At 67.6% G+C, this 23,993-nt stretch carries 20 protein-coding genes; 5 read left to right on the forward strand and 15 right to left on the reverse strand.

Annotation, left to right across the window (positions count from 1 at the left end; all coding sequences use genetic code 11):
• The first annotated feature begins 416 nt into the window (after window positions 1-416).
• The 5 genes from QZY03_RS29205 to QZY03_RS29225 all read left to right on the forward strand — a co-directional run bounded on the left by QZY03_RS29205 (window position 417) and on the right by QZY03_RS29225 (window position 6,870).
• Window positions 417-2,402, forward strand: coding sequence for a carboxy terminal-processing peptidase (locus QZY03_RS29205; protein WP_295587437.1), 1,986 nt, complete (start codon window positions 417-419; stop codon window positions 2,400-2,402).
• 294 nt (window positions 2,403-2,696) lie between these two features.
• Window positions 2,697-3,665 (forward strand): Rpn family recombination-promoting nuclease/putative transposase, encoded by a 969-nt coding sequence (locus QZY03_RS29210; RefSeq protein ID WP_295587439.1) that lies wholly within the window; start codon window positions 2,697-2,699, stop codon window positions 3,663-3,665.
• Between the two features lie 9 nt (window positions 3,666-3,674).
• The gene (locus tag QZY03_RS29215; protein WP_295587441.1) at window positions 3,675-5,234 is read left to right on the forward strand and encodes an FHA domain-containing protein; all 1,560 of its coding nucleotides are present in this window, start codon (window positions 3,675-3,677) and stop codon (window positions 5,232-5,234) included.
• A gap of 11 nt (window positions 5,235-5,245) precedes the next feature.
• On the forward strand, window positions 5,246-6,358 hold the full coding sequence (locus QZY03_RS29220) for a protein phosphatase 2C domain-containing protein (protein WP_295587443.1): 1,113 nt from the start codon (window positions 5,246-5,248) through the stop codon (window positions 6,356-6,358).
• A 104-nt stretch (window positions 6,359-6,462) separates the two neighbouring features.
• On the forward strand, window positions 6,463-6,870 hold the full coding sequence (locus tag QZY03_RS29225; protein WP_295587445.1) for a secondary thiamine-phosphate synthase enzyme YjbQ: 408 nt from the start codon (window positions 6,463-6,465) through the stop codon (window positions 6,868-6,870).
• A gap of 96 nt (window positions 6,871-6,966) precedes the next feature.
• On the opposite strand, the gene traN is transcribed toward QZY03_RS29225, so the two are convergent.
• From traN to QZY03_RS29300, 15 genes are all read right to left on the reverse strand, one after another.
• Entirely contained in the window at window positions 6,967-9,651 is a 2,685-nt protein-coding gene (gene traN / locus QZY03_RS29230; RefSeq protein ID WP_295587447.1) for a conjugal transfer mating pair stabilization protein TraN, read from the reverse strand.
• 34 nt (window positions 9,652-9,685) lie between these two features.
• Window positions 9,686-10,681, reverse strand: coding sequence for a TraU family protein (locus QZY03_RS29235; protein ID WP_295587449.1), 996 nt, complete (start codon window positions 10,679-10,681; stop codon window positions 9,686-9,688).
• Between the two features lie 56 nt (window positions 10,682-10,737).
• Complete coding sequence (locus tag QZY03_RS29240) at window positions 10,738-11,979, reverse strand: TrbC family F-type conjugative pilus assembly protein (protein WP_295587451.1); 1,242 nt, start codon at window positions 11,977-11,979, stop codon at window positions 10,738-10,740.
• On the reverse strand, window positions 11,966-12,472 hold the full coding sequence (gene lepB, locus QZY03_RS29245) for a signal peptidase I (protein ID WP_295587453.1): 507 nt from the start codon (window positions 12,470-12,472) through the stop codon (window positions 11,966-11,968). The genes QZY03_RS29240 and lepB overlap by 14 nt, the downstream gene beginning before the upstream one ends.
• A complete protein-coding gene (locus QZY03_RS29250) occupies window positions 12,469-12,852 on the reverse strand; it encodes a hypothetical protein (RefSeq protein ID WP_295587455.1) in 384 nt (127 codons plus the stop codon). Before QZY03_RS29250 ends, lepB begins: the two co-directional genes overlap by 4 nt.
• Window positions 12,842-15,244, reverse strand: coding sequence for a type IV secretion system protein TraC (gene traC / locus QZY03_RS29255; RefSeq protein WP_295587457.1), 2,403 nt, complete (start codon window positions 15,242-15,244; stop codon window positions 12,842-12,844). The genes QZY03_RS29250 and traC overlap by 11 nt, the downstream gene beginning before the upstream one ends.
• Window positions 15,241-15,582, reverse strand: coding sequence for a hypothetical protein (locus tag QZY03_RS29260; protein WP_295587458.1), 342 nt, complete (start codon window positions 15,580-15,582; stop codon window positions 15,241-15,243). The genes traC and QZY03_RS29260 overlap by 4 nt, the downstream gene beginning before the upstream one ends.
• A gap of 5 nt (window positions 15,583-15,587) precedes the next feature.
• Entirely contained in the window at window positions 15,588-15,926 is a 339-nt protein-coding gene (gene traA / locus QZY03_RS29265) for a TraA family conjugative transfer protein (RefSeq protein WP_295587460.1), read from the reverse strand.
• Between the two features lie 90 nt (window positions 15,927-16,016).
• Entirely contained in the window at window positions 16,017-16,685 is a 669-nt protein-coding gene (locus QZY03_RS29270; RefSeq protein WP_363168397.1) for a TraV family lipoprotein, read from the reverse strand.
• Between the two features lie 16 nt (window positions 16,686-16,701).
• The gene (locus QZY03_RS29275; RefSeq protein WP_295587464.1) at window positions 16,702-17,463 is read right to left on the reverse strand and encodes a DsbC family protein; all 762 of its coding nucleotides are present in this window, start codon (window positions 17,461-17,463) and stop codon (window positions 16,702-16,704) included.
• A 548-nt stretch (window positions 17,464-18,011) separates the two neighbouring features.
• Entirely contained in the window at window positions 18,012-18,575 is a 564-nt protein-coding gene (locus QZY03_RS29280; RefSeq protein ID WP_295587467.1) for a hypothetical protein, read from the reverse strand.
• 29 nt (window positions 18,576-18,604) lie between these two features.
• On the reverse strand, window positions 18,605-19,387 hold the full coding sequence (locus tag QZY03_RS29285) for a hypothetical protein (protein WP_295587468.1): 783 nt from the start codon (window positions 19,385-19,387) through the stop codon (window positions 18,605-18,607).
• 103 nt (window positions 19,388-19,490) lie between these two features.
• Window positions 19,491-21,149 (reverse strand): SUMF1/EgtB/PvdO family nonheme iron enzyme, encoded by a 1,659-nt coding sequence (locus tag QZY03_RS29290; protein WP_295587470.1) that lies wholly within the window; start codon window positions 21,147-21,149, stop codon window positions 19,491-19,493.
• 3 nt (window positions 21,150-21,152) lie between these two features.
• Entirely contained in the window at window positions 21,153-23,072 is a 1,920-nt protein-coding gene (locus QZY03_RS29295; RefSeq protein WP_295587472.1) for an ABC transporter permease, read from the reverse strand.
• Window positions 23,072-23,875 (reverse strand): ABC transporter ATP-binding protein, encoded by an 804-nt coding sequence (locus QZY03_RS29300; protein WP_295587474.1) that lies wholly within the window; start codon window positions 23,873-23,875, stop codon window positions 23,072-23,074. The genes QZY03_RS29295 and QZY03_RS29300 overlap by 1 nt, the downstream gene beginning before the upstream one ends.
• Between the last annotated feature and the right edge of the window lie 118 nt (window positions 23,876-23,993).

Consider the following 23,993-nt stretch of genomic DNA (forward strand, 5'->3'; position numbering starts at 1 on the left):
ACGCCCTGAGCGAGGCGCTGTCCCTCGCCCCCGAGCAGCGCCCGCAGACGGTGCGGGGGTTCCAGGCGCGGTTATGGGGGATTGGAGTGGCGCCGCAGCCCGGTCCGGCCCCTGGGCCGGCTGCACCGACTCCGCCGTCAGCCCCGGCGCAGCCCCCGGCTCGATCCGCAGCCTCGGCCCCGCCCAAGACCAAAAAGACCGCCGCACATTCAACGGTACCGGCCACGGCCCCGCGTCGCTGGTTGTGGCCGGCGGCGCTCGCCGCAGCCGTGGCAGTCGTGAGCTTGGGCGGCTGGTACCACTATGGTCAAATCCAGCTTGAGGGAGATCAGACCTCGCGCCCGGCTGGCGCAACACCATCCGGGCAACCCGCGGTTAGCGCAGAACCGGTTGCGGCCCAGCGCGAAGATGGGGCCATGCCGAGGACGAAAGCCACCGCGCTCGCCGAACTCTTCCCAAGCCAGACCCAAGCCAAGACCGCCATTGTCATCAACAAGGTCTTGGAGCGGTATCACTACGGCAAGGCCAACTTCGATGACGCCTTCGCGCATGGCGTGGTGGACAGCTATCTGGATGCCTTGGACCCCAGCCGGTCCTTCTTTCTGGCGCGGGACGTGGAGAGCGTCCAGTCGGGTGCCCTTCGGCTCAACGACAGCCTGCGCCGCGGGGAGCTCGACGCCGCCTTCGACACCTTCCGGGTCTACCGGACGCGTGTCGACGAACGAGTAGCGCATGCGCTCGCCTTGCTCAGCGGAAACTTCGACTTCAATGTCGACGAGTCCTACCAGTTCGATCGCTCCAAGGCGCCCTGGGCGAAAAGCGGCGCTGAGCTCGACGAGATCTGGCGCCAACGCGTCAAGAACGACTTCCTGAGCCTGCGCATCGCCGGAAAGAGTGACGACGCCATCCGCGAGCGGCTCAGCCAGCGCTACCGGAGTCTGGCCCGGCGCCTCCAGCAGTTTACGGCCGAGGACGTCTTCCAGTCCTTCATGAACGCCTACACGGAGACGCTCGAGCCGAATACGAACTACTTGTCCCCGTCCACCTCCGCCAACTTCGACATCAGCATGAAGCTGTCCCAGGAAGGGATCGGTGTCGTGCTGCGCTCCGACAACGAATGCACCGTCATCCAGCGCACCCTCCCCGGCGGACCGGCGCGTGAGTCCGGGCAGATCTCGGCCGGCGACCGCATCATCGGCGTGGCTCAGGGCTTGGGCGGCAAGATCGAGGACGTGGCCGGCTGGCGACTACAGGACGTGGTGGACAAGCTCCGTGGCCCCAAGGGCTCGGTGGTGCGGTTGCAGGTCGTCTCGCAGGCAGGCGGAAAGGAGGGTGTTAGCCGTGAGGTCGCGCTGGCACGCAATGAGATTAGACTTGAGGACCAGGCGGCCAAGGACTATGTGATCGACGACTTCCCGAATGCCCCGGGGGTGAAGATCGGGGTCATCGAACTGCCGTCCTTCTACCGCGACTTCGATGCCGAGACCCGCGGCCAGCGCGACTTTAGGAGCAGCACGCGCGACGTGCGCCAGCTCTTGGGCAAGCTCTCGGGGCAAGGCATCGACGGCATTGTCATCGACCTGCGAGGCAGCGGCGGCGGTTCGCTGGCCGAGGCGACCTCGCTCACCGGGCTCTTCATCGACACCGGTCCGGTAGTGCAGGTAAAAGACACGACCGGCAAGGTCACCATGGAGGAGGACCAGGACCCAGGTATGGCCTTTGCGGGCCCGCTGGCTATTCTCGTTGATAATCAGACCGCCGGCGCTTCGGAAATCCTTGCTGCAACCATCCAGGACACTAAACGCGGGCTTGTCGTTGGGCTACCGACTTTCGGTAGAGGTTCGATTCAGACGCTTGTGGATCTCAACCGCTATGTCACCGATGAGAAACAAGACCTGGGCCGGCTGCGCTTGACCATGGCCATGTTCTATCGAATGAACGGAGACAGTGTACAACTGCGCGGTATCGAGCCGGATATCGTGTTCCCGTTCGATAGCCAGATCTTGCCGCGTGAGCGCCTGCAGGCGAATCCGCTACCTTGGGATCGGATCTCACCAGTCAGTACACTGACCTATGGATTCCATCTGGAACCCGACGTCTTCAATCGCCATTTGGAACGGGTGCGAGCTGATCGGGGGTTCCAGTTGATGGCGGAGCGAAATCGTCGCCTCGCCGTGCTCGATACACAGAAGATGGTATCGCTCAACTTGACGGACAGACAGGCGAAAGCGATGGAGGATGACGGCTTCCGCGCCGAGTTTGATTCGATGGCGACACAACTCAAATCGGAGTCAGCTGGAGTGGATTCGGGAGATGGGCCGGACCTCGGTACCTTGCGGGAATCAGCTCGGATTCTTGCGGACTGCATTAAGGCTGGTTGTTTCAGCAAGCAAGGGAAGTGAACAAAATGGCGCGGCAGCATTCTCGGCGCGTTAGGGCGGAACGTTTGACTCCTGGCGATGACCATACGCGTCGCGTCTTCTGCGAGCCCCAAAGCACTCGGAACGGGGTTGCAAAGCCCGTCCCGCCCACGTGTTAAGGCCGGACTTCAGTCCGACCCGGCCTCGTCCGGCAACCCGAGCGCCGCCGTCGGGCGGAAGCCCGATCTCCAGGGTCACAGGTCGGTGGCCTCGTCGCTGCTCCACCCAAGCCCACGGCGTCAAGCGCTCGATTCCAGGCACACGGTTATGCGTTCTATGAACAACCCGCATGACGCGCTGTTTCGCGCACTGCTAGAAAACCCCGCGCGGGCCGGCACCCTCCTGCGCGAGCAGTTGCCGGCGGCCATCGCGAACCGTCTGAGCGATTCGCCGCCGCGGTTGCTCGACGGCACCTTCATTGATGCGGCGCTACGCCACAGCCAGAGCGACCGGTTGTTTGAGGTGACCTTGCGCGACGGGTACCCCGCACTGCTCTATGTCCTGCTGGAGCACAAGAGCGCCCCCGATCCGGGCACACCGCTGCAACTGCTTGGTTACATGGTGCAGATCTGGCGGCGCTATGCGGGCAAAGAGGCGGGAAAGCTGCGCGCGCTGCCGCCGATCATCCCGCTGGTGGTATACCACGGTGCAGCGCGCTGGGACGTGGCGACCTCGGTGCTGGACTGCATCGCGGCGGACGCCGACATCCTGGCCGGGCAGCGCGAGTTCCGCTATCACCTGCGCGATCTCGGCCCCGTCCCCTATGAGCAGCGCTCCGCTGATCGCGCGGTGCGGGCGGTACTCGGCGCACTCTGCGGCGTCTTCGAGCGGCAGGTCGGTGCGCCGATGCTGGAGCGCATCCTGCGCGATCTGCCCGACGGGGACCTACTGGAGCAACAGGTGTTGCTCTATATTGTCCGACACTACAAGACCACTGAAGCCGCGTTCCGGCAGGCGCTGTCCAACGCCAAGCCGGGGCGCGAGGAGGCATTGCAGATGACCGTAGCACAAGAATGGATCGAACGGGGTCGGATCGAAGGCATCCGGCTCGGGGAGGCGCGCGGTGAGTCCCGCGGCGAGGCGCGCGCCCTGGCGGGGAGTGTTGTCGACATCCTGGAGACCCGCTTCGGGGCGGTCGATGTGCAAGTCCGCGAGCGGCTGGCCAGGATGGACGCCCAGGGCCTGCGGCCCTTGATCCGCCGCGCGCTGATGGCGCCTTCGGTGGACGCACTGTTCGAGCCCTGAGCAGTCGCTATGAAATCCCTCGCCAACGGCAAGGTCCTGCACCGTCTGTTCGCCGTCTGTCTGACCGGCCTGATCGCGCTCTGCGCCATGGGCGCCGCGGCCGGCGGCCCCCCGGCGACCCTCCAGGTCTCCCAAGTCCTGGCCGAGGGGCCGTTACTGGTCGCCTATGTGGCAGTCCGCGATGAGGCAGGCGCCGCGGTCCCCGGCATCGCCGCGGCGCAAGTCCATGCCACGGTCGGTACCCAGACCGCCCAGGTCGAAGGCTTCACCCCCTTTGCGCAGACCGGAGAGGGCGTGACCTATCTGTTCCTGGTGGATTGCTCCCAATCCATCGCCGCCCCCCGCTTCGAGCAACTGCGCCGCGCCCTGCGGGACTGGGTCGCGGCCCTGGCGCCGCAGGACCAGGCGGCACTGATCGCATTCGGCTCGCAGGTCCGCACCCTGGTCGCGCCCACCACGGACCGGGCGGCGCTCTCTGCCGCCATCGACTCTCTCGGACCAACGGACCAGCAGACCCACCTGCACGCCGCGCTGATGCATGCCCTGGATCTCGGGCGGCAACGCCTGGCGGGGCTGCCGGCGCGACGGGCAATCGTGGTCTTGAGCGACGGACTGGACGACGCCCCGGGCGGCGTCACGGCCGATGAGGTCTTCGCCCACCTGGCGGACGGGGCGGTGCCCATCTACGGCATCGGCTTTGGTGCCATCCGTGAACGCGCCCGGCGTGAGGCCGGGCTCGCCGCACTCGGCGGTTTCGCACGCCGCTCCGGGGGCTCGCTGGTCGATGCCGGCAACGGTGACCCGGCAGCGGCCTTGGCGGCCATGCGCCAACGGATCAAAGACGTCTATCGTGCCGGGCTGCGCTGTGCCGCCTGTGTACCGGACGGCAATCGCTACCGTGTCGAGATCGCCCTGACCAGCGGCGGTCTGACGCTGAGCGACGGGATGGATGTGCGCCTGTATCCGGTCGGTATAGTGCCGCAGGATCCTGACGCACTCCCCGCTGGAAGTCCCGGCGGTGCACCTGCGGCCCCGGCGACCGAGGCATCGAGATGGTGGGTCTACCCAGGCTTGGCCCTGGCAGGGTTCCTGGCACTGGTGTTGGTGCTGTTACGGATCAGGCGCGCGCGCAGCGAATCGGCTGCGGTGGTTCAGACCCCGGCTGCGCAGGCGGTGACACCGGTGCCGAAATCAGAACCCGCGAACGCCCCCAGCCCGATCCTCTCCCCGGCACCGGCGCAGGCCACGGCCACCCGCACGGTGCACCTGACCTTCATGCACGGTCCCCGCCGCGGCCAGGAGGTGCGCGTGAGCCTGGCGCCCACGGCCCTGATCGGCCGTGACGCCGGTTGTGCCCTGGCGCTGCCGGAAGACGATCGGGTCTCGACCCGGCACGCCCGGCTGGCGTTCCAAGGCCGACAGGTGGTGCTGGAGGACCTGGGTTCGACCAATCAGACCTTCCTGAACGGGGTCGCCATCGGCGATCCCCATCCCCTTCACGACGGGGACCTGTTGCGCATCGGCGGCAGCGAGTTCCGTGTTCACCTCTTAGAGCACGCGGACACCTGAGGGGGGCGGTGATGGAGCTTCGACCGGGCAATGCGCAGTGGATCGGCCGGCGCGAGGAACAACAGGATTCATTCGGCTTTGCCGGATTCGACCGAGAATCCTTCCGCGCCCACGCCGGAGTGCTGGCGGTGTTGGCGGACGGCATGGGCGGCATGAGTAACGGCCGGGAGGCGGGCCGCCTAGCGGTGCAGCAGATGATGGCTGCTTACCTGGAGAAACGCCCGGATGAGTCCATCCCCGACGCCCTGATGCGGGGACTGACGACCGCAAACCGGGCGGTCCATGACCTGGCGTGCGCAAGCGAGGGCGAGGGCAACGTCGGCACCACACTGGTCGCCGCGGCGGTGCGGGGCGACGACCTGTACTGGGTGGCGGTCGGCGACAGCCGGCTCTATCTCTACCGTCACGCCGACGGCTCGCTCACCCAGTGCACCGAAGACCACAACCACGGCAACGAGTTGCTGCTGCGGGTCGCGGTTGGGGAATTGAGCCGGGAGACTGCCGCGAGCGACCCGGACCACGACGCCCTTACCTGCTTCGTGGGCATGGCGGAGATCCCCAAGGTCGACTGCAACTTGCGCCCACTCGCGCTGGCCGCTGGTGACCGGCTGTTGCTGTGTAGCGACGGCGTTCATGGTGTGCTCGGTGAAGCCGAGTTGCAGCAGGCTCTTACTCTTGACGCCCAACCGGCCACCGACGCTCTGATCGCCGCGATTAGAGCCAAAGCGTGGGACACCCAGGACAATGCTACCGCGGCGGTGATCCAGTGCCAGACGGAAGGTGTCATGGAACGTATCCCGGCGACGGTCGGCGACGGAGTCAAGAAGCGGCCATTGAGGGCCATCGCGCGGATCGCACTCGGCTGCCTGCTGGTCCTGGCGATTGGACTTGGGATCTGGCTATGGACCGATCCTTCCATGAGGCGCCGCCTTAGCCTCACCGCACCCAGTGAACCACCGACACCGGGATCGGTCATACCGCCGCAGCAACCGCTACAGCCACCCCGTGCGCCCCAAGAGCCCCAAAGGACAGCTACCACGAACACCGGGGCGGCAGCCGCGGGCGGCGAGACACCGTTTCCGAAGAAGGCCGTGCCTGCCACGATGTCGCCCGATGGGCGATGAAGGGCGGGCTTGAATCGGCGCATGAACCCGTATTTGACGAAAAGCCCCAGTTTGATCCCGCCGCCGCTCGGCTCCCTCGGCCCGCACCCCAGGAGCGCAGGACCATGCGCGACACTATCCACTTCCCGACCCACCGCGACCAGGAACTGGTCGACATCACCCGTCAGGTGCAGGCCGTCGTGGCGCGCAGCGGCATCCGCGACGGCCTGGTCCATGTCTATGCCCAGGGCGCGACCGCGGCGATCATGATCCAGGAGAACTGGGACGAGAGCGTGCAGGAGGATGTCATCGCCTTCCTTGCCAAGCAGATCCCCAAGGGCGTATGGCGGCACGACCAGCAGGACGGCAACGGCGATGCGCATCTCAAGGCGGGATTGGTCGGCCCCTCGGAGACCGTGCCCCTGAGCGACGGCACGCTCGGGTTGTCGACCTGGCAGAATCTGTTCTTCTGCGAGTTCGATGGTCCGCGCGACCGGCGCAGCGTGGTGGTCACCGTCATCGCCGACCGTTGAAGCCGTGGGACGATGCTGGCGTCCCTCAGCGACCGGCCCGACGAGAACAACGCGGTGGGTGACGGACGCGCCGCTCCGCGGCCGGCAGTCACGCCGTCACCTCCCCCCCGGCAACCCCGGTAACACCCCACCCCACGCCGCGCTCCCGGCATCCAGCCGCAACTGCTCGGCGTCCAACCCATCGACCCGCTCGGTGCTGCGCTGGGCCGCATTCGCCCGCTGCCCATCCACCGCCAAGGCGCTGCCGCTGCCGGTGAGGGCATCGATCCCGAGCTTGTCCAGGGTCGGAAAATGCCCGGTCTGCACCAGGATCGCCAACCACTCGTCGAGGTTCACCCGACTCCAGTCGACCCGACTGAAGTCCGCCACGTCGATCCCCAGGCAATCCGGGGCCTTGGGGTCCCCCCAGTCGCGTCCCAACTGCGGCCGGACTTGTTCGTTGAGGATGCGCGCCAACGGGGTGTTGAAGCAGCAGTAGGCATCGCGCTTCTCGATGCAGATCCCCAGGACATCGCTGCGGCAGTAACCGCCGACCCGAACGCAAGACTTCAGTTCCCGCTTGGCCCCCAACTCGAACTCATCCTGCTCGCAGGTCCAGATCAGTTTGATCAGGACCATCACGATCTGGTAGATCGCATAGGCCCACATGACCACACTCAGGATGCTCCCGATCAGCGGGGCGAACGCCACCCCGCCGTTGGCCGCCACACCATTGGTCACCGCGGCACCGGCGCCGTCCGCCGCCACAAACAGGGTGTTGGCCGCGGCATCGCCGAAGACCTGCGCCGTCCACTCGGCCGTCTGCATCATCAGACCGTCGGTGACTTCCGCCAGCCCGGCGTTCAGGGCCGAGTCCGTGGCCGCCGCCGTGGTGTTGCCCATCAGGGTGTTGGCGGCCGAGGAAAAGGCTTCGGTCACCGCACTGTAGGTATCGGCGATCGGACCGCGCAGGGTCTCCCAGGCGCCGCGCACGGCGCTGCCACTGTCCAGACCCATGACCGCGTTGTCGAGCTTCATGGTGGCGAACACCAGGGTCAGATAGTCGCCCAGCGCGGCATTGCCCGGCGTGTTGCAGCAGTTGACGATGCCGCCCACCGCCCGCTTACACTCACGGGGCTCGCCGGAGAAGACCACACAGCGCCCACCGGGGTCGCACTGCAGGTCGGCGGCCGCCATCTGCGCGGCCTGCAGGGCGGCAACCGCCTTGGCGAAGTCCGCCGATTGCTCGCCCGGGAAGGTCACGCATTCGGTCCCCAGACAGCGGACCGGTCCGGCGCAGTCCATGGTGGATCGCCGGTCGAGCACCGGGATGGCGTGGAGCGTCCCGCAGTCCCAGGTCTCCTCGTGCAGGTAACAGTGGCCGTTGGCATCCTGCGCCCCCTCCACACAGACGGACTTGATGAAGCCGCACTGCGGATTCTGCTCAAGCTCGGTGCAATCGGTCGGGCTGTTCCCCTCATTGAACGGGCATTGCGCATGGCCTTGGGGGTCGGTCCAGCACGCCATCTGGCCGCGGTTGAAACCCGAGCAGTCGGCGGATACATCGAGCTGGGTGCAGAACGGGCTCTGGCTGGGGATGGGCGATGGCGGAAAGTCCCCGGCACAGAGGGGCGCGCCGGCACCGGCGTAGCACCCGTTGCCGTCCAGCGCCGGGGCACCACGACAGGTGATGCTGCCCTGGCAGAAACCGCCATTCACCGCCAGGGCGTTGGCCATGGCGACGCACTGGGGGTTGTCCGACCAACCGCGGTCCTGCACCAACGGCGGATGCCTCAGGGTGACGGTCACGGTGTAGGCGGCGGAGGCCCGCCACCACTCCCGTGGACCCGTGGTGCGAAAGCTGTAGTCGTTGCCGATCGTGAAGGAGGCGCCGTCCTTCAGCTGCGCAGTCCAATCCAGGGTGATGTCGGGGCGATTCACCTGGTCGAACGTCTCGGTGCTCGCATCCGCGAACGCATACCCATCGAACGCGACGGTGTAGCGCTCGGTATATTGATCGATCTGGAACCACAGCGACGGGGCTGCGCGCGCCGCAATGGAGACCGACGCCGCGCTGATCCAGCTGCTGTCGCTGACCGTGTAGCCGAAGGTCTGGGGTGCGGCGTACGGCGGGTAGTTGTTGCCCATCAGTTCGTGCGGCGTCTCCGCATGGCGATAGACGACCTGGGTGCAGCCGCTCCCACAGGACTGCATCGTCGCCCCGCCCCAGGTGGTGACCAGGGCCACGATCGTATAGTCATGGAACAGCGAGCAGGACCCGCCACGGTCCTCCAATCGGTCGCAGGTCCGATAGTCCGGGACATGGGTGTGCCGCTCACTCTGATTGAAGCTGGTGTTCACCGAGCAGTCCGCGAAGGTTCGGCTGATCTCGGCGAAGTGGGTGTTCACGTCGTCGGTCTGGGACCACAGGGGGTCCAGGCGCATATCCGGACGGGAGTGGTCGACCGTTTCGCGCAGGGTGCGGTAGGCCGCGCCGGTGGCGGAATCCTCGCTCAGCAGGCCGGATTGGGCGTGCTGGCCCTGGACGATGGTCCCGGTATCATTCCCGAAGAGCGCGCTGAAATCGCCGGGGTTGCCGTTCTGCGAACCAGGAAACAGGGTGCTGAACGACAACGCGCCACCGGGGGTGCCGGGAAACAGGCTCAGGGTGTTGCCGCTCGCGGTCGGCACCGCGAAGGCGTTGCGCGCCTGGGTGCCCGCGGCCTGACCGACCTGTGCCGCGTCCTGCAAGGCATCGCCCCACACCAGCGCCCAGGGAACCCAGGCGACGGCAACGCTCAAGGCACCGGCAAGAACCCGAGTCCCCCAGCCCCGGCTAGAAGACCGACAGACAGCAGTCATTCCAGCGCCACAACAGGTACAGATGGTGCTCGCCCGGACCCGGGATGCTGCGCCACTCGCCCCAGCGGAAGGTACTTTCGCCGATCACATGGGCGCGCTGGGTCTCGGGCAGCGGATAGAACATCGACAGTTGGTACTGGCTCTTCTTGATGAAGGGGTCGATGGGGGCACCGCAGGCGGCATCCGCGCCCATGGTGCGGCGTGCCAGCCCCCGGCGATGCAGGGCCGCCAGCGAGCGGGCCGCATCCAGACTGGTCTCGCGCGGCAGGGAGCCCAGGCTGGGCTGCACCCCGGTGAAGGGGTAGAGGTGTCCCCAGGTTCCCGCACACCAGAAGAGTTCGTCGATCGGGCTGCCCGCGGTCGCCGCGGCACCGTCGGCCAGACAGGCGGCCAGGGCCACCGGATTGGCCAACCAGGCGGCTTCCGGATTGACGAAGAACGCCAGCTCCGCGCTATTCCAGGTCGGGTCGAGCTCCGACAGGTAGAGGATGTCGAAATCCATCAGGGCATCGGCGTTGCACCGGTCCTCGAAGAACAGATCGAGCAAGATCAGCAGAGGAAAGGCGTACCAGTGATAGTGGTGGAAGGCGATGTCGTCCGTGTTGTAGGCACCCTTGCCCTCGGTCCCGAGCAGACGCCGGCTGCCCAGCGGCAAGCGGATGCCGCCGAGAGCCGGGGAGCAGCCGGGAGCCGCGGTCAGCTCCACGATCCGCGCCGGTTCCCACATCCCGATGGTCATCCCGGGGTGCGGAACCCCCAGGGTGTCAGGGCAGGAACACAGGGGTTGGTCCGAGGCCCCCGCCGGCACCCGCCCGCCGCCGATCGGCATCCCGGCGATGCGCACCGGGAACAGGCAGGCCCAGCAGATATCGGTGATCAGCTTGCCGGAGAAGAGTTGGGCGTCGGGACAGCCGGGGTCGGATGCGCGCGCCGTGGCGCAGACAACGACCAGGCACAATGCCACGAGCATCACCGGCTGCGACCGCACCCGACCGCCCGAACTTGGCACCGCCCGGAGCCCCGCCATTACCGCGCCTCCGGCCCGCGCTCGGGCGGGACCTCGCGCACCAGGAACACCCGTCCCTGCGCCTCGACCAGGGCCGGGACCCGCTCCAGGGCGAAGCGGGCGCGCACATCGGGCGTCAACAGATAGACCGGGGCATCCAGGCGGTCCTCGACGGCGCGCAGGCCCTCCCAGCCCTGGGCGCGGTCGAGCCCGGACGCCAGGTACAGCGGGCGCGGCCCGGCGGTCTCGCCCAGCCGCTGCGCGGTGAGGACCTGGCCGGGGTCGGCGGCATCGAAGACGATCAGGCGCTGGGTAAAGGGCAGATGCGCCAGCGGGTTCACCGTCTGGCCGGCCTGGATCAGTTTGGTACCGTCCGGCAGCACCAGGTCCGCGCTGGCGGTGATGGTGGGTTCGATGGTGCGCTCGCGGGTTTCCCTGACCGTGGGAAGCGCCTCGAACGCGGCGCGGTGCCAGTAGCGCTTGTTTGCCGCCTCGCGCAGGGCACCGAGGTCGAGCGCGGCCAGACGCCGTTGCAACTCCTCGATCAGGTCCGGCTCGCTGATAGCGACCAACGGCCCGCGCACCCCCAGGTCACCGTGGGCACCGGTGCGGATGTGCTGGCGCAGCCAGTCCGGGGCGGACAGCCCGGTGACCCGGGCCACCACCCCGTCGGGACCGGCGGCAACGATGACCGGGGCGGTTTCGACGGCGTGGTCGCGGAATGGTGTGGGATCGAGTTCGACATTGGGCAGCGGATCGATGCCGTCCAGGAGCGCATGGATCGCGCGAATGGCATCCATCAGGCGCTCGCCGGGCGCGACGCCGCGGAAGACGATGCGCACGTCCGCCCCCGCGGCCTCGCGGAAGATCGCCCGCAGGGCCTCGGTGCCGAGCGCGCGGGTGACGAAGACGGTGTAGATAACCCCCTGCGTAGTGGGTTGGCCCGCCGCCAACGCCGCGGCGGCCGTGTCAGCACCGCACAGTTGGCCCAGGTCGCGGCACGCGGCAACGTCCGGCGGGGTCGCCTGCATCCGCGTCAGGGACTCCTTCCCCAGGGCTTCGCCCGCGGCGGTTGCGGCGGGGTCCTGGGTTTGGTGCAACCACGCCGGCAGCGGCGCCGTCTCGGCCGCGGAGCCGATGGCCTGGGCCTGGTCGCGCAAGGCACGCAACCCCTCGGGATCGCCAGCGGCGCGTGCGAATGGCGCGCTGAGGGTCGCCAGGATTGCCACCAGCGCCAGAACCAGCGTATCAATAGAGCGCATAGGCCCGCCCCAGGATTTGCGCCATCGGCAGCGGCCCCCAATAGCGCGAGTCGAAGCTGTCGGGTGTGCCGCCCATCATCCAGACCGCATCCGCCGGGACGGATTGTTCCCGGACGAAGGCCTCCGGCAGTTGCCCCAAGGCGGGGGCCAATGCCAACCCCTCCCCGACCGGCACCCCGTTCACCGCCGTCCGCTCGGGCGTCACGGCAACGTGATCCCCGGGCAGTCCCACCAGCCGCTTGACCACGATCTGGCCAGGGGCGAAGAAGGGCTGCATGGCCACCCCGGCGAAGAAGCTGAAGGTTGCACCCCTCTCGGGCTGCCGGTCGTAGCGGTCGATCAGCCAGACGCTGTAAGGCGGCAGGCACTTGTGCACCTGGCTGTCGATGCCGATGCGAAAGCGGGTGCCCAGGTAAAGGCCCAACGCGGCGAGAATGAGCAGAGCCAGTACGGCGCGGACGAGGAAGCGGCGTGACGCCATCCGGTTGATCACGGGCGCCCCTCCTGACCAGGCGCTTCCGGTCCGGTACGGACAACGAGCGCGGCTGGGGCCTCGACCACCGCCTGGCGGTCGAGCACCAGCACCCCGCCATCGGCCAATCGGCGCGCGAGCGCCCGCTGCCGGGCGATGACCGCACCGACCTGATCGGCGGGGAGTCCCTGTAGCACGTCGCGGGCGTCGAGGATGATGACCGGCGGGCGAGTTGCGAGGTCCGCGACGAGCGGGCGGACCTGGAGCCAAGCGCCCAGATAGCCGCTGGCCAGCGTGCAGAGGCAGACGCACAGACCCAGCAGCAGCCCGCCGACCCCGATTCCCGGCCGGCGCGCAGTCTCCGGCGCTGCCGAGCGTTCCGGGAACGCGTCAGGCCCCATGACCGGCCCCCCGTTGCAGCAACCGATCGATCGCATCGCGCACCGTCAGCCCCTCCCGGCGTAACGCCCGAATCGCCGACACATCGTTCGGCCGCGTGCTGTAGAGCAGGCGCCGGAACGGATCCACCACCAGTCGGCCGATGCCCGCGCCGCGGTCGGTGAGGACCATGATCTCGGAATAGGCACCGGGGACCGTGTGCACCGATTTGAGCAACTCCGCACCGGCCTCCGACATCGGTAATCGGTTCTCCGCGCGGAGTTGATCGATGGCTTGGGATGGCTGGGCCAGCAGCAAGGTGTGGGCGCTGTTGTCGGCAATCGCCCGGCCGGTGGGGTTGGTGTAGAGGTCGTTGAGGCTTTGGGTGACCGTGATCGCCGCCCCGAAGTATTTGCGGAAGCGTCGGTACCCCGCCTCGATGAACTTGGCCACGTCGCCCTGGGTCAGCAGGTCCCAGGCCTCGTCGATGAACACCAGCTTCGGCTGGCCGCGCTCCCCCAGGTACATCGCCTGCTGGATCTGATAGATCAGGATCAGCAGGATGACCTGCTGCAGGTGCTTGCGACCTTTCAGTTCCTCCAATTCCAGAACCACCAGGTTGGCGTTGAAGGCGATGGTGTTCTCGCCATGGAAGAAGCGACCGTACTCGCCGGCCGACGAGAAGGGATACAACTGCTGACCGACATCGTTCAGGCGCAGGTCCTCACAGGCGGCCAACGCCTCGGCGATGGCGTCGATGGTCATGGCGCGGCCCCGTGCATCCCACTGGGTCTTGAGCACGCGCTTCAACCCGGCAGTCTGGAAGTCGGTCAGCGGCTCGGTCGGCGCGGCCATGGCGGTCACCAGGGCGGCGATGACATCGGCCTCCTCGGCCCAGTCGACGATCAGGGCGAAGGGATTGATCGAGAGTTGGGCGTCGCGCGTGAAGGCGATGAACTGCCCGTCCAGGGCCTCGCACAGATTGAGATAGGAACGCCCCACGTCGATCACCCAGCACCGGCCGCCGACACTCAGATTGGTGGCAATGACCTCGTTGGCGAGGAACGACTTGCCCGAGCCGGAGGAGGCGGCGACCACCGCGTTGTAGTTGGTCGCCGAGTCGAACAGGTTCAGGTCCATCAACTGTCCGGCGCGTCCCACCAGTTGCAGCACCGCCTCCCCCGTCCCCTTCCAGTCGCCGAACACCGGCAGCAGGGTCGTCGCGTGGCTGGCGGCCATGGTGCGGTAGCGCATCAAGTGCGGGATGGCGTCGCGGTCCGCCCCGAACGGCAGACAGTGCAGGAACAGCGGCAGCGCGAAATACTGGTCCGGCATGACCTGGAACCCCAGTTCGCGCCAATAGGTGCGCAGATTGGAGCCGGCCGCGGTCGCCTCCGCCAGGGGGGTGAACAGGAGCAGGCCCAGATAGCACTGGACCGGTCGGTCCCCGTTGTCCAGACAGTGGAACAGGGCGTCATAGCCCGCCTTGGTGCGGCCCAGGGCGGGCAGATAGTTGACCATGGGACCCAGGGCCTGGTGCGTCGCCCATTGCCGCTTGGCGGTGAGCGTGACCCGTGCCGCTTCCGGGTCGGGGAAGCGCACGGTCAGACTCACCAGCACGTTGTGGCGAATCCCCCGCGTCCCGGACACCACGTCCCCCAGATACCGCGACGCCAACCCAAAGGCCACCCGGTCGGGGAAGCGCTTGACCGAGAAGGCTTGGGCGCGGTGCGCGCCCAGGGTGATCCCGGTGGCATCGCTCTCCAGGGCGTGGGTGAGATCCAGAAACTGTTCGCGGATCAGCCGGTGCGGATCGCACTCGGGGACGATGCGATCGCGCCAGCCGGCCCGCGGGTCCCAGTTGAGCAGGCTCGACATGATGCGTACATAGCGGTCCGCATCGAGCGGCACCGGCCGCAGCCCGGCCGTCGTGAGCACTTGCTGCGCGGTGGCGAACAATTCCGCCGCCTCGCGGTGTTCGTGCGCGCTGGGCAGCGCATCGGCCAGCGGCAGCTTGACGGTGACGATGACCTGAAGATCGCGCAGCCGCAGGTCGCTGCCCGGTCCCAGCGGCGCTTCGGCGCCCGCCCGCAGGAACGCCACGGACCGCTGCGTCGCCTCGCGCAGCAGTTCATCCCCATGCCCAAGGCGCAGCGCCTGCATCCGCGCCAGCTTCTCTTCCAGATCGGGCGAGGCCCACAGCACGACCTGCAGCAGGGTCTCGGGCGGCCAGTCGAGATTGAGCAGCACCGACAGCCGGTCAGCCTGGGCGCGATCCGCGCTCGCCAGCGGCTCGCAGACATAGCCGAAGCCGAGCGAGCGGTCGTCGAGGAAGAACAACTGCCGGTCCGGAGCATAGGCCAGCACCGGAAACAGTTCGGCCGCGCGGGGGCCGCGAAAGTGGCGGTGGATCATCGGGACGCTCCGTTCGCGGTCCCGGTGAGGCGGATCACCGGGGGCAGGTAGGACACCCATTCGGCACCCGCGCGCTTCACCAACTGGCGGGCCCGCGCCGCCGTGCAGGGGGCGAGCGGGCGGTCGCCGGGGTCACGGACCAGCACGCGGTCATGGGCGGACCGCCGGGGCGCCAAGGCCGCGGCCAGCATCCGGTCGCGCTCGACCGGCGACAGCGGGGCGAGGACGGACCACACCACGGCGGGGACGGTGATTGAATGACGGGGCATGAAAGCCGGGTTGCCGTCGACGGTTTCCCGCCGGTGCTCGGCCGGGATGGGCCGGTGATTCCCGCGCATCTGGCCTAGGCCACGATCGGCAGCGTCGCCGAGACCGTGGCGTCGATGATGTCGGGGGCCAGGAACAGCCCGGTGCCCGCCGCCACGCCCATGACGAAGCCCATCACCGAGCCGCGGGTCACGCCCGCCACCAGGCCGACGATGATGAACACGGCGGCGATGACGCGGCCCAGAAAGCCGGTCATCCAGCCGGTCAGGGTGGTGTAGAGCGGGGTGAACTCGGCGCCGCCGGTACCGGCGACGGCGGTGTTCGCCACCAGCATGGCGGCGCCGAGTGCGCACAGCGCAAGCAGCAGGGTCAGATGCCGGGGCGACGGCCCGGCTAGAAGTGCGATTGGTTCCATCGATCTCCTCATCTTGAAGGTTGGGGTTACGCGTATGCCGGTAGACCGGCGGCCGATTGCCCGATGCGAGGCACCGGACCACGGTGTTCTTCAGGCCCCGCGCCGGGTCGCGGGCGGCACCGCCGGTGGCCGGGCCGCGGGCGCCATCGCCTCGGTGCCGCGGGTGTCCATGGGCGGTGCGCGTTCCTCGACCTGGAGCGGGCGCAGGACGGTGTAGCGCGGGGATACCGACCCGTCGCCGTAGGTCCAGCGGGTGGGGTCGACCTCGACATAGACGGTGGACGGGGCGTGCAAATCGCCGCGGCCGTCTTCCCAGGCAGCGATCCACACCTCCATCGTCTTGGAGGGCGCGCGCCGCGGCGTGAGTTCGGCGGGACGCTGATCGCCGACGACCGGTTGCGGGGACGGGCTACCGGGCTTTGTGGTCGAGGCGCAGCCAGCGAGCAAGGCCGCGGTGCCGGCTACGGCGAGCAGAACGTTTCGGGGTATGGTCTTCATCGTCTTGCTCCTGGGGGGCTGCGGCCGTTGTCGGCGGCCCATGGCGCTTGGTTCCCGCTCCGGACGGCGACGCCCAAGGTGCCCGGGCGCGGCTCGGCGGTCGGGGCCGGACCCGAGCCTTGTGTCATTCCATAGATCGCGGACGGCGGCAGGCACAGAGGCGTGCTGGGGTAGCCGGCGCAGGCGTAGCGAGTGTTGTCGCCCCCGCAGCCGGCGAGTACCGCCGCGACGCTGGCGATCAGGGCGAGCGGTCCTGGCCACGGCCGGAGTGCGCGGATCATTGGCCGCCCTCCCCTGCCCCAGCGGTCCCGCCCTCCGCGAGCCAACCGGCCAGGTCCCCCGGGCGCCCCTGGTGGAGACGCCCGTCGGGCGCGATCAGAAAGGGGGTGCCGCGTACGCCGAGCAGTTGCGCGGTGACCAGGGCACGCTGGGCGGTCCCTTGACCACAGCCAGTCGTGCTGCCGGGCGGCAGATCGGTATGCTCGAACAGCGCCTTGAGCGCCACCGCGGGGTCGGTCGACGCCAGACAGTGCAGGGCCAGGACGGCCGCCTGCGACTCTGTGCCGATGGGCAGGGGGATCAGTCGGAACCGGTACCGGGCGGTGAGCGACGGCAGATCGGCCAGCAGGTCCGCGCAGTGCGGGCAATGCGGGTCGACGAAGGCCAGCACCGTCGGTCCGGTCCCGGTGGCGAGCGCGCCCAGATCGGCTGGATCGAGCTTGAGCCGCTTGAGGTCGATCCGCCCGGCCAGGTCTTCCTCTTGGGCGAGGGAGGTCAGTTCCGCGCCGTGCCACAGGTCATAGGCAGTGCCGCGAATCAGGTAGCGGCCGTTGTCGGAGACGTACAGCAGTTGGCCGTCGGTGGTCTCCACCGCCTGAAGGCCCTGAATCGGCAGGCGGGCCAGGCGGCGGATGGCGGGGGCGTCGGCGCCGAGGGGGGTGCCTGGAGTGGCGCCGGGAGCGACCCCGGACCAGGCAGCGAGCGGCGGCGCGGCACACGCTCCGGCAAGGAGCACCCACACGATTCGGACTGGACGCATGAAGGGACACCCGATGGCTCTTGGATAGGCCGTCAGATTGCCGGATCGGGGGCAGAGGAACGAGAGGCGAAGGTGCTGGTTTTCGGCGGGAATGCGGGAGGTTCTGCGCGCGGAAAGGACGACCGCCGCCAAACGTTTTGCTGGCCGCCCCACGAAGCGCGTCTGATCTGGACATCGCATGCGTGCGGTTGCCGCCGCGACGGGCCGCCGACGACCAGACCCACTGCGGCTGCCCGATCTCACGCCGATGGCGGGATAACGGCAGTGGCTCAAATGACGATCAACGACGGATCAAATACCGATCAAGAACCCAGCCAGTCTGTCCGAGATACGTGGTCCTGCACCAACTACCTCCGGAAGGGTTGGCGTTACATGCCCCCAACTTCAAATCTGTCCCATGTGGGATCTTCATGCTCCCAAACGGTGCTGGTTGTGAAGACCCGATAGCGCTTACGATCTGACAGCGGGCGCGGACCCAATCGTCTCGCGCCCCGCCCATCCTGAGTCTCGTGTACCAACGATAAGGGCGCTACGCAGTGCCCGACCTACTATTTCGGCATATCCCGCAGGCCGGTAGACGCGGGCTTGGACTCGCCAGTACCCCCGGCATCGCTCAACGCCATGTAGGTCTGCAGGCTTGCCGCATACTCCTGTTCCAATTGGGCCTTCTGACGGGTGAGCGCAGCGGTATCGCCGCCAACGGCCTTGCCTTTCAAGGCAGCGGACTTACGGTCCAGGGTCCCTACGCGCCGCTGGAGCTGTGCCGCCTCGGCACTGCCGGAGCGCTGCTGAAGGTTCGCGACCTGGACGGAGAGTGAGCGGACATTGCTGTTCAACTTGGTGACTTGACGCTTGAGTTGACCCACCTCCTCCTGCTGGGTCTGCCGGGTCTGCTCCAAGGTCAGGTTGTCCTGCGCGACCCCCTGGTTCGCCTGGTGGATACTCGATAAGGCATCCTCCCGCTCCTGTTTACGTGCGGTGTAGTCGCCCCGCGTGACACCGACCAAGCCGCCGAAGAAACCGCCGCCGCGCGGGTCATTGGCGCGGTCGGGTGAAGTTGAACAGCCCACCGCGAGGGTCGCCACGAGCGCCAGTGTGATTTGCCGATACATGGTTCTATCTCCTTGGGAGTCACGAGGTGTTAGACGCTCAAATGGTCGTTGATCGCCGCCACTTTCCGCGTCTCACCATCGAGCTTTTCAATGTTGGTCTTCAACACTGCGATCTCTGTCTTAAGCTTCCCCGTGTTGGGGTTAGCCGCGGTCTTGCCGTTCGCGAAGCTGGCGTAACTCATACCTTGCCGCGCCAGCTCATTACGTGAATCGGCCAGCAGCTTTTTATTTGCGGCCAAGAGTGCGGAGACCTTCTGTTTCTGAGCCGTTAACTGGCCGGCTTGAGCCTGGCGCCGCTTGACCTGTTGCCTCAGTCGATTCGATTCGGCAGTCAATTGCTTGATATCGCCAGCCAATTGGATGTTGTGGGCCTGTAGTTCCTGGTTGTATTTTTGGGCAAACGCAATCTCCTGATTCAGGTGGTCCTCATCGCTTACGAATGCCTGCTTTGCCATCACCATCGCCACGCCGGCCAATAGGCCGGTGAGGGCGCCGACGCCGGCTCCCACCCCTGCACACGCCGCTCGGTCCTTCTTGCAACTGACGCCTCCTCCGACCGCACCAATCGCCGCACCCGCTGCCATCGCCTCAGCCATCGTGCGTTCCGCATCGGCTTGGGCCGCGGGCGATAACCCGCCGGCGCTGGTGTCCGGCGGGAGCAGGTTTGCCGGGATGGTGACCTTCTCACCCGCCTTGACCTTACTCGGCTTCAGAATGCCGCTGCGGGCCGCGATCGCCTTGTCGTTGTCTGGGTTCCCGGTGTATTGCAGCGAGATATCCTTCAATGATTCGCCCGGGGCGACGGTATGCACCACATCTGTCCGTGGTGGTGGAGTGGATGCGCAAGCGACAGTGATCACCGCCACGACGACCGTGATCAGGACCCGCAGCCCGACAGCCGAACCCCGGGGCCAGCTATTTTGATACCGTGCCGTATTGTTTCTCGAAGTCATTTCCCCATGCCTCTCGTGAAATACGCCGTGTCGCCCGATACTGGGCGACGTGGTTTGCCAACAGGACGATTGCAGTCCGTTCCCGTTCGGACAGGTCTCGCTTGCCAAGCACGGCGAGCGCCTGATCCACATAGGTGTTTCCATACTCTCCCAACTCCGCCACGCGCTTGGCATAGGCATCCAACTGCTCGGATGCGTTCTGTCGCTTCTCCGCGGCCTTGTCTTTGACCAACTTCAGTTGATCCTTAAAGCGGTCGCCGAGTTGCTTGACCATTTCTTCCAACTCCTTGGCGCGGGCGCTCATCTGGGTCGCGCCAAAGAGGAAGCTGCCAGCATTCGCGGCGTTGCGCAGTGCATCCTGGGCGAGGCTGCGGGCGCTTTCCTGTTGCGCCTGATCCATCTTTTGCTCGGCCTGTTCGATGTAGCTCTTGATCCGGGTCAGCTCCGTCGAGAGGGCCTGGTTCTTGCTCATGAGCTCATCGATACCGGCATGGGCCATACCCACCGCGGACGCCCCCTGGGCGACCGGATGCTCCAGCGTCAGACCCACGGGTGTATTGGCGCGAATGGACGCCTTGTACGCGTCATAGCCGGTCTGCAGGGTCTGCCAATAGTTCGGGGAGACGATGACGTCGGACCCGATCGTGAGCCGGATGCCGGTGGTCAGCGACCTCTGCTCCTCCATGCGCTGGCGGTCGGGATCCCAGCGATAGATGCCGACCTCGGCCCGCGCGGCGGAACGCAGTTCCTTCGCCGGGGTGAGCACGCTCCCGCCGCGGGCGACCAGGCCGCCCGGTTTGCCCTGCCAGATCTCGGGCAGGAAGTGCTGGGCGGCCAACTCCTGAACGTTGCCGAGCAAGTCGTACAGACCCAGTGCATTGGGCTCGCGTAGACCGATGGGGCGCACCTTGGCCTTGGCATTGTCCCGGTGCCAGGCGTAGTTGTTGAGCGAGGCCGCAGGTACCGGGATCGCATCGCCAAAGGTGCCGGCGCGGATCGCCGTCTCACCGCCGCGTGCCGCATACTCCCATTCGACCTCCGTGGGCAGACGCAGGTACCCGGGTACGCCTTCCAGCCTGGGCAGGTTCTTCAGGCGTTCCGGGTGCCCGGAGTCGAACAACCACTGGTTATACGCATGGACGAAGGCCTCGACCGCCGGCCAGCCAATCCCCGACAGCGGTTCGGACAACGCCGCCTGGAGCCCCTGCCCCGTCAGCTTCGCAAGCTCCTTGTCCTTGGGGTTCCCGCTCTGCGCAAGCAGTGCGTCCAGACCCATCAGGGCCACGTATTGCCCCTTTGTGACTTCGTATTTGCCCAGGTAATAGAACCAGCCCTGATCCCCGGGGGCGGGGAAGGAGCCGTTGATCTGTACCCGCTGCAGACCCTCGAACATCCCGCCGTCCGGGTCGCCGAGTTGGATGATCCGTTCCTCGCCGCCCCAGAACGACTTGCCCGGCACCAGGATCGGCCGGAAGACCATGGTCGTATCCGCGGGCATGGGCAGCGTCAGGTCCCCCTCCGCGGGTTTGGGGTTCGCCGGGGTTGCGGCTGGCGCTTCCGCGGCATTGACCTGCGCGGCAAGGACCAGGGCCGCGAGTACCTTGATTGGATGGACTATCACTCGTTACTCCTCCCGTAGGGCCTCGGCGGGGTCGATGCGCGTGGTCTTCCAGGCCGCGACCAACGAACTCACCAGCGCTACGATCACGGTTGCGACGACGGCGATCGGCAGATAAAGGTTGGGCAAGGCACAGATCCGTTGCGCGGTCCGGCACGCCTGACTCGCCACCGCCAGGTCCGCAGCAAAGACCTGATTGATCACCATCGCCAGCGCGAGATACCCAAGGATCGCCAGCAAGATGCTCAAGCCCGCGATGGTGGTGCCCTGGTAGATCGGGAAGCGAAAGACCGCAAGCCGCGCGAGGCCCAGCAGCCGCATCACTCCCAGTTCCCGGCGCTTGCGTTGCACCGCCGCATAGAGGCTGGCAATGAGCGCCGCAAAGCCGCCGGTGATGCCCACCACCGCCACCAGCCAGAAGACCCGGGTGAGCCCACGGTCGAGGATGCGGATCCGTTCGATCGCCTGACCTTGGGCGATGACATCGATCCCCTCACGGCGCAGGTCACGCTCCAGTCCGGCCACGTCGTCGATGAATCGCGCATAGAGGCGGAACCCCTGGAACCCGGTGCGGGCCAGCAGGAAGCGCCCGCTCCCCAGGTCGTAGGTGATCGGTCGATCCGTCGCGGTGCGCAGCACCCCCAGCAGTTCCGTCGGCACCAGTGCGACCCCCGTCACTCCCGGTCCGGCCACCGCCAGCGTGAAGTGCAGCGTCCCTCCGGCCGGCCGCGCCTCGGCCTCGATGGCAGTCGAGGCAGCGGACACCGATCCAGCCGGCAGCAACACCTGGAGTAGCCGCGTCGAGTCGCCCAATTCCCCGCGCAACGCCCCCCACGGCGGCGGCGTCAGGCCCAGCCGGGCCGCATCGTCTGCCGACACCGAGAGTCCGAACACGGGCGCGGCGAGCGCCTCCCCATTCGCCTGGGCGAAGCGCAGTGACGTATCCGTCACGTAGGGCAACAGGATCGCGCCCGTACCCCGCAGCTTGTCCTTGATCGTTCGCACACTTGACATCTGAATGGCCCCGGACTGGATACCCAACTCATAGACATGAAAGTCGGGCGGGACGGGAAGGCCGGTGCGCAGCCGGAACGCCTCCGCGGTCAACGGGTCACTTCGGGTCAGGCCAGTGTTGATGCTCAAGCCCGCCCGTTGCACCGCGGTCAAGGGCTCCGGAACCAGGACCAGGATGCCGTCGAAGCTCGCATAGGGCGTGGGGCTGCCGCCGTCCCAACCGCGTCCCGGGACCGCCATCCCCTCCTTGTAACTCTCCACGTCGAGCACCAGGCCGAGCGGGGCATAGACCCGGGCCAGGGTACCGGCGCGTTGGCCGAGCACGGCGGCGACCCGCACCCGGGTCACCCCTTGCTCCGGCTGTCCGCCACGGCTGCGGGTCGCCCGCAGTTCCAAGGTGTCGCCGGCCTGCACACCGAGCCCCTCCGCCGCCACCTGGGTGAGGACCACCTCTCCCGCCCCGGGGATGGCGCCGCCGTTCTCCAGGATCAGCGGGTCCCCGGCGCCGGTCGGGATCAGGTCCAGGAACTGGGTCCCCGGTGCGTCTGGCTTGGCCGCCCCGATGATGGAGGATGCCGGCAGGATGGTCGGCGTGAGGAACCCCACCTCGGGCCGCTTGCCCCAGGTCGCAAACCAGAGCGGGTCATAGGCGCGGGTCTCCGCTGGCCGGATCTCCCGGTAGGCCGGGTCTTGGACCAGGGCGCAGCGTAGCGTCTCCACCGTGCCGTGTTTGAGCCCCATCAGGATCAGCAGCGGCGAGATCACCGCCGCCAGGGCCAGCACCAGACACAGTGTCAGGACCCACTCGTGCCCCAGGTCCGCCAGGGCCAGACGCAGCACGGTGGCGCGCGTCCGGCGCGCGGAACGGGGCGCGGACTGCGGCAGGGGCGGGATGATCGCGTCGGCAACCATCAGCCGACACCCTCCCGACAGGTAGAGCGGGTCAGGGTATCGGAGACCTGCTCCAGGGTGAAGCCGAAGGTGCGATCCGCCACCCCGTCCATCAGGGGCCGGTCATGAGTGACCATCACGATGGTGCTGCCCCCGTCGCGGGCCAGGGCACGAAAATCCGCGACGATCCGGCGGGCCCGGGTACGATCTACAGCCGCGGTCGGCTCGTCCGCCAGCACCAGGGCCGGTTGATGGATCAACGCGCGCAGGATCGCGACCCGCTGCCGCTGGCCGCCGGACAGGAACTGGGGCTTCTTCCCAAGCAGACCCTCCACCCCCATCCGTGCCGCCCAAGCCTCCACCCGACCGGGGACGTTGGCGAGTCCCTGCACCTGCATCGGCAACTCCAGGTTCTGCCGTACCGACAGGAAGGGCAGCAACCCGCCGGTCTGGAGCACATAGCCCAGGTGATCGCGGCGCACCCGCGCCAGGGCCGCCTCCCGGCCCGCCGCCCACAGGGCCGCGATGTCGATGGGCAGCGCACCCGTCGCGCCGCCCGGCGCCTGGAAACGGAAGGCGGCGCAGCGCGTCGGCCGCGACACCAGGGCCAACAAGTCGAGCAGCGTGCTCTTGCCGCAGCCGCTCTCGCCCACCAGCGCCACTAACTCACCGGGGCGGACGGCGAAGGCGGGCACATGCAACTCGAAGCCGACGCCCCCTTGCCCCCTGGACTTCATCAGGTTCTCGAACGCCAGTACCGGCGCGGCCGTCAGGTACGCGGCAGCCGGCTGGGCGGGGGGGCGATAGGGCCCTGGGTAGGGCATGATGACCGTGGCCTCGTTCGAGTCTGCATCCGTTGCCGCAGACCCCTGGCCCCGCGATTGTCGCGGGGCCTCATGCCCATACCCCGTCCCCCCTGGTGGGGGAGGGTCGGGGAGGGGG

The organism is uncultured Lamprocystis sp. (assembly GCF_903933125.1).
Taxonomy (GTDB): Bacteria; Pseudomonadota; Gammaproteobacteria; order Chromatiales; family Chromatiaceae; genus Thiodictyon.